10 protein-coding genes are annotated in these 10,754 nt (G+C 69.0%); 4 read left to right on the top strand and 6 right to left on the bottom strand.

Annotation, left to right across the window (positions count from 1 at the left end):
- On the bottom strand, positions 1-1,454 hold a 1,454-nt coding region (locus GJV64_RS07025), incomplete at its 3' end, for a M16 family metallopeptidase (RefSeq protein WP_164156557.1).
- 56 nt (positions 1,455-1,510) lie between these two features.
- Between GJV64_RS07025 and GJV64_RS07020 the strand changes: the two genes are divergently transcribed.
- Complete coding sequence (locus tag GJV64_RS07020) at positions 1,511-3,187, top strand: M28 family metallopeptidase (protein WP_164156556.1); 1,677 nt, start codon at positions 1,511-1,513, stop codon at positions 3,185-3,187.
- A gap of 32 nt (positions 3,188-3,219) precedes the next feature.
- On the opposite strand, the gene GJV64_RS07015 is transcribed toward GJV64_RS07020, so the two are convergent.
- From GJV64_RS07015 to GJV64_RS06995, 5 genes are all read right to left on the bottom strand, one after another.
- Positions 3,220-4,281 (bottom strand): 5-(carboxyamino)imidazole ribonucleotide synthase, encoded by a 1,062-nt coding sequence (locus GJV64_RS07015; protein WP_164156555.1) that lies wholly within the window; start codon positions 4,279-4,281, stop codon positions 3,220-3,222.
- Positions 4,281-4,784, bottom strand: a complete 504-nt coding sequence (gene purE / locus GJV64_RS07010) for a 5-(carboxyamino)imidazole ribonucleotide mutase (RefSeq protein ID WP_164156554.1) — start codon at positions 4,782-4,784, stop codon at positions 4,281-4,283. Before purE ends, GJV64_RS07015 begins: the two co-directional genes overlap by 1 nt.
- 108 nt (positions 4,785-4,892) lie before the next feature.
- The gene (locus GJV64_RS07005) at positions 4,893-5,474 is read right to left on the bottom strand and encodes a TetR/AcrR family transcriptional regulator (protein ID WP_164156553.1); all 582 of its coding nucleotides are present in this window, start codon (positions 5,472-5,474) and stop codon (positions 4,893-4,895) included.
- 55 nt (positions 5,475-5,529) lie between these two features.
- Complete coding sequence (locus GJV64_RS07000; protein WP_164156552.1) at positions 5,530-7,212, bottom strand: sulfatase-like hydrolase/transferase; 1,683 nt, start codon at positions 7,210-7,212, stop codon at positions 5,530-5,532.
- A complete protein-coding gene (locus GJV64_RS06995; RefSeq protein WP_164156551.1) occupies positions 7,209-7,589 on the bottom strand; it encodes a hypothetical protein in 381 nt (126 codons plus the stop codon). Before GJV64_RS06995 ends, GJV64_RS07000 begins: the two co-directional genes overlap by 4 nt.
- 93 nt (positions 7,590-7,682) lie before the next feature.
- Between GJV64_RS06995 and GJV64_RS06990 the strand changes: the two genes are divergently transcribed.
- The 3 genes from GJV64_RS06990 to GJV64_RS06980 form a co-directional block, all read left to right on the top strand.
- Complete coding sequence (locus GJV64_RS06990; RefSeq protein ID WP_164156550.1) at positions 7,683-8,732, top strand: MBL fold metallo-hydrolase; 1,050 nt, start codon at positions 7,683-7,685, stop codon at positions 8,730-8,732.
- 92 nt (positions 8,733-8,824) lie between these two features.
- Positions 8,825-10,471 carry an arylsulfatase gene (locus GJV64_RS06985; RefSeq protein WP_235927637.1) on the top strand — a complete coding sequence of 549 codons (1,647 nt, stop codon included), beginning with the start codon at positions 8,825-8,827 and terminating at the stop codon, positions 10,469-10,471.
- Positions 10,471-10,754: DUF1275 family protein (locus GJV64_RS06980; RefSeq protein ID WP_164156549.1), on the top strand; the 284-nt coding region annotated here is incomplete at its 3' end. The genes GJV64_RS06985 and GJV64_RS06980, both read left to right, overlap by 1 nt.

Below are 10,754 nucleotides of genomic sequence, written 5' to 3'. Positions count from 1 at the left end.
GCCTCGCGCGGCGGGCCTTTCGCGGGCGGCGCGCTGGCCGCAACCTTGGGCGGCGGCGGCACCTCCTCTGCAGGCGGGCGCGTGCCGGGCAGCACGGTTTGCAAGTAGACGCCTTCGTTGAGCCACAACCGCGCGGCGCCCTGCACATCGGCAGGGGTGGCATTGGCATACCAGCCAAGCTCCGTGCGCCAGAAGCCGGGGTCGCCGGCATAGACCGCCCCTTCGGCCAGTGCCGTCGCCTTGCCGCCAGAACCGCCCACCGCTTCCAGACCACGGATGGTGTTGGACACGCTGCGGGTGGCAACCCGGCCCACCTCGTCAGCCGTCGGGCCTTCCGCGGCGAGCCTCGCAAGCGCCTGCTTGACGATGGCCTCCACCTCCTCGGGCTTTGCGCCGGGGGCCAGCGTCACCGAAATCTCGGCCATGCCGATCTTCTCGAAACTCTGCACGCCGCCCGACACCGACACCGCAAGCTTCTTGGTGCGCACGAGCTCGTTGTAGAGCCGCGAAGACGGGCCACCGGCCAGCACGGTGAGCGCGATATCCGCGAGCACAGAGGCGCGCTCCAGCTTGCCTGGCACCACCCAGTTGAAGGTCAGCTGCGGGGTGGGGATACTGTCATTCAGGGTTTCACGCCGCTCCTTCGTCCAGCGCAGCACCGGGGCTGGCAGGCGCTTCACGTCAGGCCCGCGCGGGATGGCGCCGAAGTAACGCTCCACCTTCGCCCGCGCGGTGGCGGCATCGATGTCGCCTGCCAGCACCAGCACGGCATTGTTGGGGCCATAATTGCTGCGGAACCAGCTCTGCACGTCGGCCAGGCTGGCGGCGTTCAAGTCGGCCATCGAACCGATGGTTTCATGGGCATAGGGGTGCTGGGGCGGGAACAGCGCCTTCAGCGTCGCATAGGAGGTGAGGCCGAGCGGGCTGTTGTCGCCCTGCCGCTTCTCGTTCTGCACCACGCCGCGCTGGGCATCCAGCTTGCCTTGCGTGACGGCGCCGAGCAGCCAGCCCATGCGATCGGATTCGAGGAACAGCGCGAGATCGAGCGCCTGGGTCGGCACCGTCTCGAAATAGTTGGTGCGGTCAAACCAGGTGGTGCCATTGGCATCGGTGGCGCCGACATCCTCCAGCTTCTTGAAGAACACGCCGTCGTTGTTCTCGCTGCCATAGAACATCAGATGCTCGAACAGATGGGCAAAGCCGGTCTTGCCCTGCGGCTCGTCCTTGGAGCCGATGTGATACCAGATGCTCACCGCCACGACCGGCGCCTTGCGATCGGTGTGGACAATGACCCTTAGGCCATTGGGCAGGGTGAACTGCTCGAACGGCACATTGGCCTGGGCGACCAGCGCCGCGATGCTGGCAGGGGCCGCTGTAGGCGCCTGCGCCCGAACCGTCGCCGGCACCAGCGCCATGACCGCCGCCAGCACGGCCACCCAGAAATTTCGCAGCATCGGTTCCACCTTCAAGGGCAATTGCACGGGTCTAGCGCCCCTGCTAGGCGACGCCAATGAACAAGCGCTTGCTGACCGCCCTCGCCGCCCTGCCGCTCATCGCCGCAGTTCCCGTTCACGCCCAGACCGCTGGCCGCAAGGCAGCCCCCGATCCACTGGCTGCCTCGTTCCGCGCCCATGTCGCTTTCCTGGCCGACGACACGATGGGCGGCCGCGGCATCGGCACGCCGGGCCACGAGATTGCCGCCAACTACGTGGCGCAGCATTTCGCCCGCGTTGGCCTTACCCCGGCGGGCGACGCCGGCCGCTGGTTCCAGCGCGTCAGCTTTGCCGAAAGCCGCTTCGCCAGCGAGAAGGAAACCGCGACGCTCGATCTGGGCAGCCAGCGCCTCGTGCTCGAGAACGGGGTGAGCATGGCGCTGTCTCCGGGCAACGAGCCGGGCGCGGAGGAGATCTCGGGCGAGATGGTGTTCGTCGGCTATGGCCTGCAGGACCCGTCCCAGGGCATCGATGATTTTGCCGGGCTCGACCTCAGGGGCAAATATGCCGTGGTGCTGTCGGGCGCGCCCGACACGCTGAACAGCGAGGTGGCCGCCCACCTGGCCCGCAACAGCAAGCCGATGGCCGCCCAGGCCGCCGGCGCCATCGGCCTGATCACCGTGCGCACCCTGAAGGAGGCCGCGCGCCTGCCGTGGGAAAAGGGGGTGACCCGCGCCCGCCTGCCCCGCCGCCAGTTGCTGGGCCCGGATGGCAAGCCGCTGGGTGACGGCACCGGTTTGAAGGTGCGCGCAGCGATCAGCGACGAGGCCGCGGCCGCCCTGTTCGCATCGGCGCCGATGAACTTTGCCGCCGTGCAGGCCGCCGCTGCCAAGGGCCCGGTGAAGGGCTTTGCGCTGCCCGGCCGCTTCACGGTTCGCCGCGCCACGGCCGTCGAACGCATCAGCAGCCCCAACGTGCTGGGCCTGCTGCCCGGCCGCGACCCGGTGCTGAAGGACCAGATCGTCGTGATCTCCGCCCACCTCGATCATGTCGGCACCAAGGCCAATCCCAAGCCGGGCGAGGATGCCATCTTCAATGGCGCCATGGACAATGCCAGCGGCAGCGCCACGCTGCTGGAAGCGGCCACCGCGCTGGCCAAGGCCCCGCCCAAGCGCTCGGTGCTGTTCCTCGCCACCACGGCCGAGGAATCAGGCCTGCTGGGCGCCGACTATTTCTCGCGCCAGCCGACCGTGGACGTGAAGCGGCTGGTGGCCGACGTGAACATCGACATGCCGATCCTCACCTGCGATTTCGGCGACGTGGTGGCCTTCGGCGGTGACCGCTCCACGCTGGGCAGCGTGGTGGCGGCCGCGGCCCGCGCCGAGAAGCTTGGCGTGTCCCCCGATCCGCAGCCGGAAGAGGCGGTGTTCACGCGATCCGACCATTATCCCTTCGTGCGGCAAGGCGTACCTTCGGTGTTCCTGAAGACCGGCTGGACCGACACCAGGGGCGGCATGGCGTGCAAGGACGCCGAGCGCACCTTCCGCCTGACCCATTATCACGAGGTATCGGACCAGCTTGACCTGCCGTTCGACTGGGCGGCGGCGGCCAAGTGGACGCGGCTCAACATCGGCATCATCCGCCGCATCGCCGACGCGACGGCGGCACCGCGCTGGTATGAGGGCGATTATTTCGGCACCGCCTTTGCGCCGACAGCGCCCAAGGCGCCGAAGATCACGGCAGCACGGCGCTGAGGCTAAACCCAGCCGCGTGACACTCTGCTCAGTCACCCCAAGCGGGTGACATGTCCCATCTTGCGGCCGGGCCGGGCTTCGCCCTTGCCATAGAGATGCACGTGGGCGTCGGGGTCGGCGAGCAGGCGCGGCCAGTCGGCGACGTCGTCGCCGATCAGGTTGGTCATCGTCACGCGCGGGGCGACCAACCCGGTGGGCCGCAGCGGCAGGCCCACCACGGCGCGGACATGGTTCTCGAACTGGCTGGTGTGGCTGCCCTCGATCGTCCAGTGGCCGCTGTTGTGGACGCGCGGCGCCATCTCGTTGAAACGCAGGCCATCGCGGCAGGCGAAGAATTCGCAGGTCAGCACGCCGACATGGCCCAGCTTTTCGGCCACGGTGCGGGCCAGTGCCGCCGCCTCTGCGGCCTGCCTGCGCACCAGCGCCGGCGCCGGCAGGCTGGAGGTGGCAAGGATGCCGCCCTTGTGCACGTTTACCGGTACCGGCCAATCGACCATCGTGCCATCGGCGGCGCGGCACAGGATCACGCTGTATTCATGGGCGAAATCCACCATCGCTTCGAGGATCGCCGGCTGGCCGCCGATCGCTTCCCAGGCGGCATCGGCATCGCCGGCGGCAAGAATGCGGGCCTGGCCCTTGCCGTCATAACCGAAGCGCCGCGTCTTCAGGATCGCCGGCAGGCCAAGCTGCGCGATGGCGGCATCGAGCCCGGCGCGGCTGTCCACCTGCGCCCAGGGCGCGGTGCGACCGCCCAACCATTCCACGAACTGCTTTTCGGCCATGCGGTCCTGCGCCACTTCCAGGCTGTGGGCGCCCGGATGCACCGGCTTCAGCCCGGCCAGATGGCGCACCGCCGCACAATCGACATTCTCCCACTCCAGCGTGATGACATCGACGGCCGCGGCAAAGGCCGTCATGGCGGCGGCATCGCCATAGTCGGCGCGGGTGTGGGCTGCGCTCACGGCCGCAGCGGGCGGATCGTCTTCAGGGGCGAAGATGTGGCAGCGATAGCCAAGCTCGGCCGCCGCCAGCGCCAGCATGCGCCCCAGCTGGCCACCGCCCAGGATGCCGATCGTCCCGCCTGGTGCCAGCATCAGGGCAGGGTGTCCGACGGAGCCTCGGCCACGGCATCGGTCTGGGCGCGCCGCCAGCCGGCCAGCCGCTCGGCCAGCGCCGCATCATGGAGCGCCAGGATGGCGGCGGCCTGCAGGGCAGCATTGATGGCGCCGGCCTTGCCGATCGCGAACGTGCCCACCGGCACGCCGGCCGGCATCTGGACGATCGAGAGCAGTGAATCCACCCCGGCCAGCGTGCGCGATTCCACCGGCACGCCCAGCACCGGCAGGCTGGTCATGGCGGCGGCCATGCCGGGCAGATGGGCGGCACCGCCGGCCCCGGCAATGATGATCTTCAGACCACGCCCCGCAGCGGAACGCGCATAATCATAAAGGCGCTCGGGCGTGCGGTGGGCCGAAACGATGCGGCTTTCGTGCGCGACGCCCAGGCTGACCAGCAGTTCGGCTGCGTGGGCCATCGTCTGCCAGTCGGACTGGCTGCCCATGATGATGCCCACCTGTGGGGCGGTGTCGCCTGCCATCGCTGCCTGCCTTCAAGCTCCCTGCCGCACGACGCGACGGGCCACCGGAAAGCGCGTTGCTTTAGCGTTCAGCCCCCCGCTGCGCAAATCATTCCCGTCGGCAGGGTCTCAACTCTTGGCGGCGAGCAATGCGTCCACCGCCGTGCGGATCACCTGATAGGTCCGCTCGGGGTCAAGCTTCTGGCGGTCGCGCAGGCGGCCATAGGAATCAAGGCTCATCCACAGGTCGAGCTGCTCGAACCAAAGCTCGTCGGCCTGGTGCTCGGCCGGTACGATGCCCTGCAGCCGGCCGCGCAGCATCCGGTCCAGCGCTTCCATGCCGTGGCGCATCATCGCCGAATGCTGGCGATAGGCCTCGGCGGCGCGGCGATAGGGCAGCACGCCTTCGAACATCTCCATGCGCCGGGACAGCGATTCGCCCACCTGGCCCTGCCAGGTCGGCGCCTCGTAGGAGCGCACCAGCGGCGTGTAGCGGCTGCCCAGCCGGTCGAGCATGGCAACATAAAGGCCATCGAGATCGCCAAAATGCCGGAACACGGAGCGCAGGCCCACCCCGGCCCGTTCGGCGATCACCTCGGCGCCGGGAATGCCATGGCCCTCGTCGATCAGTGCCAGCACCGCCTGGATGATGCGATCGCGGCTGGCCATCGCCCGCAGACGGCGCCCATCGGTTTCCTGTTGGTCACTCATCTGGCTGGCCCATAAGCATATCTTGCCGCGCGGTTCCAGTGTCGCGGCTCATGCGTCAGTTCCACCAGTAAATATAGGGATCACTGGTACGCGCCGGCACCCCAAGCGGGCGGTCGAGCGGAATCGGCGAACGAATCAGGCTGGGCCAGGCCGGCGGCGCCTGCTGCCGGTCATGGGCAGCGAGCAGCGCCTTCATCGCGGCCACCCGGGCTGGCTGCTGCGCCGCCACGTCGCGCTGTTCGGTGGGGTCGCTGGCAAGGTCATAGAGCCGGTCCTCCCGCGGGTGCGTCAGGCTGTGCAGCTTCCAGCCATCGTGCAGCACCACCCGATAGCCGCCAGAGCGCCAGAACAGCGTGCGGTGCGGCACGCCGGTCGCCTCCCCGGTGACGAACGGCATCAGGTCCACCCCGTCCACCGGGCGATCGGCCGGCAGGGCAGCGCCGGCCGCGGCGCTGGCGGTGGCATAGATGTCGAAATGGCTGACCGGGCTGGCCAGGCGGCTGCCCTGGGCGATGCGCGCCGGCCAGCGCATCAGGAACGGCAGGTGGGTGCCGCCCTCGTAATAGGTTGCCTTCCAGCCGCGATAGGGCCGGTTGAGACCGGGCAGGCCGACATAGTGCGCGCCGCCATTGTCGGACGTGAAGATGACCAGCGTGTTGTCATCAAGGCCCTGGCGCTTCAACTCCGCCATCACCTGGCCCACCCCGCGGTCGACGGCGCGCACCATCGCGGCATAGACGCGGGTGCGGTGATCCTTGATGCCGGAGAGCGCGTCATAATCGCTCTTCAGCGCCTGCAGCGGCGTGTGCGGCGCGTTGTAGGCCAGGTAGATGAAGAAGGGCCGGTTGCGGTTGGCGCGGATCGCCGCGATGGCCTGGGTGCTCAGATAATCGGTCATGTAGCGGTCGGGCGCGAAGCGCGGGCTGCCATTGTACTGCACCGAAAAGGGCAGGTTGGCCCACAGGAAGCGGTCGATCGGGTCGAAATCCTGGTAGCTGTTCACCGACTGTGGATCATCCTCCGGCAGATACTTCTGGCCGCCGATGATGAAGCCCAGGCTTTCATCGAAGCCCTGGTCCTCGGGGCGCATGCCCCCGGCCTCGCCAAGGTGCCACTTTCCGAGGTGGACAGTGTGATAGCCACGCGATTTCAGCTGTTCGGCAACGGTGATCTCGGCCGCTGGCACGCCCTTGTCACCGGGTGGCGGCAGATTGCGCGCCGCCTCCTCGTCGAACACCGTCCTGTGTTCCCAGTTGCTGGGGAAGCTGGCGATGTTGCGGGCGAACAGCGCATCAGGCCGGATGATGCTGGTCGGGAACCAGCCCGGCACGCGCACGTCGGTCGGCGTGAACTCATAGCCGAAGCGCGTGGCATAGCGGCCGGTCATCAGCGCGGCGCGGCTGGGCGCGCAGGTGGCATTGCCGGCATAGCCATTGGCAAACACCACGCCTTCTCGGCCGATGGCATCAATGTTGGGCGTCGGCGTGCCGGCGACGCCCTTGCCAGTGATGGTGACATCGTTGAATCCGAGATCATCGGCGACGATCAGGATGATGTTGGGCGGGCGTTCGCCTGGCTGCGGCGCCTGCGGCCCTTGCTGCCACGTCACCGCGCGGTTGGGCTGCGTCGGCTCGGTGATCCAGCGGTTGAGGTTGAGCTTGATGTAATCAGCCGACAGGAAGAGGCCAGCGCCGGCGACGGCGACGCCGCCCAGCAGGATCTTCGCCCAGCGCTTCATGCCGCCCTCCCGAAACTGCGCCGGGCGAGGAGCAGGATAAGGATCATCACCGCTTCGACCACCATCGGCGGAAAGGCCGTCGGCGGCGCACCATCGGCCAGCAGCGACACGCCACGCCCGGCAATCGCGATGGCCAGCAGCATCAGTGGCACCAGCAGCGCCCGTGCGTCCTTCTGCACGGCGCCGATCAGGGCGAAGCTGCCGCCGGTGATGAAGAAGCCGGGAAAGTCGGCCCTGAGGGTCGCCATGCCCTGGCTGCCATCGGGGATCAGGAAGAAGCCGCCCGCCGCACCCGCCGGATTGAGCAGGAACATCAGCCCGATGGCGATGTTGAACAGCCCGATACCCGCCACCAGCAACCGCGTCACTGCTGCCATGTGATCCCCCTTGCCGGTGGTGATGCTAGCAGGGCTCGGCGGAATTGGAACCACCTGCATTGCCAGTGCCACAACATGCCCATAGGCTGCGCCATGATGCGACGCTGGGGCGGCCTGATCGTGCTTCTGGTGCTGGCCGCCGGCCTGTGGCTGGCGCGCGCGCCACTGGGTGAAGCGCTCTATGGCCGGATTGCAGCCACACGTGCCGGGCGCGATGCACTGGCCGGCGACGGCGATGGCCTCACCCTCATCTTCTGCGGCACCGGAACGCCGCTTCCCGATCCCGACCGCGCCGAGGCGTGCCTGGCGGTCAAGGCCGGCAACACGCTGCTGTTGATCGATGCCGGCGATGGCGGGGTCAGGAAGCTGGCCAGCTGGGGAGTGCAGCTGGGCGGACTGGACGGCGTACTGCTCACCCATCTGCACAGCGACCATGTGGAAGGCCTCGCCCCGGCGCTGCTGCTGCGCTGGACCGGCAGTGCCGCCAGAACCCCGCTGCCGCTGATCGGCCCGCCAGGCACGGCGCAGGTGGCGGAGGGCTATAACCTGATGCTGGCGGCCGATGCCGGTTACCGCACCGCCCATCATGGCGAGGCTATTGCCCCCACCGGCGGCGGCCGCATTGCTGGCCGGGACGCGGAGCCGGGCGTGGTGTGGAACCGCGATGGCCTGGTGATCACCGCCTTTGCTGTCAACCACGCGCCGGTGGCCCCGGCCTGGGGATATCGCATTGCCTACAAGGGCCGAGTGGTGGTGGTGAGCGGCGACACCGCGGCCAGCCCGGCGGTGGCCAATGCCGCCAAGGGCGCCGATCTCCTGGTGCACGAAGCGCTGCAGCCGCGCCTGGTGGCCGGCATCACCCGTGGCCTTGAGGCCAGCGGGCAGCCCCGCACCGCCCAGATCACGCGGGACATCCTGACCTATCACACCACCCCGGAACAAGCCGCCAGCCTCGCCGCCGAGGCCGGGGTGGGCCAGCTGGTGCTCACTCATATTGCGCCGCCGCTGCCCTCGCGCCTGTTCCACGCCGCCTTCCTCGGCGACGCCCCGCAGCGCTTTGGCGGCCCGATCCTGATCGCCAGCGACGGCCTGCGGCTGTTCCTGCCCGCCGGCAGCCGCGCGGTCGAGGACGACCATCTGTGACGCGTCTCGCCGCCCTGCTGCTGGCAAGCGCACTCATGCCTGGCCCGGCAACTGCCCAGCCTGCCCAAACGAAGCCAGCGAGGCCCAACATCGTGCTGATCATTGCCGATGACTGGGGCTATTCCGATCCCGGCAGCTATGGCAGCGAGATCGCCACGCCCCACCTCGACGCGCTGGCGCGCAATGGCACGCGCTTTGCCAATTTCCATGTATCGGCCAGTTGCTCGCCCAGCCGCGCCATGCTCCTCACCGGCATCAATGCCCACAAGGCAGGCCTCGGCAACATGCCCGAGACGATCCCGCCCGAGCATCGCGGCCAGCCCGGCTACAACGCGGTGCTGGCCCCCGGCGTCACCACGCTGGCGCTGCGGCTGAAGGCGGCTGGCTATGCCACATTATTTGCCGGCAAGTGGCATCTGGGCCACGACCCGGCCGATCTGCCCACGGCCCGCGGCTGGGACCGGGCGCTGGCCCTGTCCCAATCCGGCGCCGACAATTGGGAGAACAAGCCCAATCGCCTGCTCTATGAGCGCGCCGACTGGACGCGGGACGGCAAGACGGCACGGCTGCCGCGCAGTTTCTATTCCTCCACGTTGATCGTCGACGAGGCCATTGTCCAGATCGACAGCGTGAGGGGCAGGCCCTTCTTCGCCACCTTGGGCTTCCTCTCCAATCATATCCCGCTGCAGGCCAGCGAGGCCGACATCGCCCGCTACCGCGCCCGCTATGACGACGGCTGGACGGCGTTGCGGGCGGCCCGCGCGGCGGGCGTGGCCAGCAAGGGCCTGTTGCCCGATGGCCCGCGCGTCACAATGGACAGCACGCGCGACTGGCAGTCCCTGAGCGGGGACGAACGCGCCCGCTGGGCCCGCGCCATGGAAGTCTATGGCGGCATGGCCACCGCCATGGACCGCGAGGTGGGCCGGCTGATCGCCCATCTCAAGGCGTCGGGCCAGTATGACAACACGCTGTTCGTGTTCGTGTCCGACAATGGTGCCGAGGCCACCAATCCGGAAGCCAACCGCTTCACCACCTTCAACGCGCACATGCAGTATGACATGGCGCCGGAGCGACAGGGGCAGCCCGGCAGCCTCACCTACATCGGCGCCAGCTGGGCGAGCGCGGCGGCCAGCCCCCTGCGCGGATACAAGTTCAGCGCCTGGGAAGGCGGCGTGCGGGTGCCGTTCATCGTCACCCTGCCGCCGGCGCTGCGCCAGGCCCGGGGTGCGGTGGCCCCCGCCCCGACCCATGCCGTCGACCTGGTGCCGACGCTGCTCGATCTGGCCGGAATCAGCGCCCGCGACGGGCTGGAGGGCCGCTCACTGCTGCCGGCGCTGACCGATCCCACGGCCAGCATCCACCCGGACGACGAGGCCACCGGCTATGAACTGTCGGGCAATGCCGTGCTCTATCAGGGCCGCTGGAAGCTGGTGAAGAACCTGCCGCCCTATGGCGACGGGCGCTGGCACCTGTTCGACATCATGGCCGATCCGGGCGAGACGCGTGACCTCGCCGCCGCGGAACCCGCGCGCCATGCCGCGATGCAGGACGCGTGGCAGCGCTGGGCCAGGGCCAACCGGGTGCTGCCGATGCCCGCCGGCTACAGCGCCCCGGCCCAGATCCAGGCCAATGCCACCCGCGACCTGCTGCCGGGCCGGGTGGCACCGCTGCTGGCGACGCTGGGCCTGCTGCTGCTGGGCCTGTGGACGGGCCGGCGCTGGCGTGTGCCCGATCGCTGATGCAGGATCATCCCCGGCGTGACCAGATGATCGCCGCCGCGCTGGCGGCACTGGCCGGCTATGTCGATGCCGTGGGCTTCATCGCCTCGAGCGGGCTGTTCCTCAGCTTCATGAGCGGCAACTCCACCCGGCTGGGCGTGGGGCTGGCCGAAGCCGGGCAGGTGGCGGGCTTTGCCGCTGGCCTGCTGGCCGCCTTCGTGGCGGGCGTCACCTTTGCCTCGCTGCTTGGCCGGCGACTGCGACAGGCGCGCCGGCGCGGGCAACTGTTGCTGGTGGCCGGCCT

The organism is Sandarakinorhabdus rubra (genome assembly GCF_010994245.1).
Taxonomy (GTDB): Bacteria; Pseudomonadota; Alphaproteobacteria; order Sphingomonadales; family Sphingomonadaceae; genus Sandarakinorhabdus; species Sandarakinorhabdus rubra.
The sequence above is the reverse complement of the archived record's forward strand: the minus strand, read 5'-3'. Positions and strand labels throughout refer to the sequence as shown.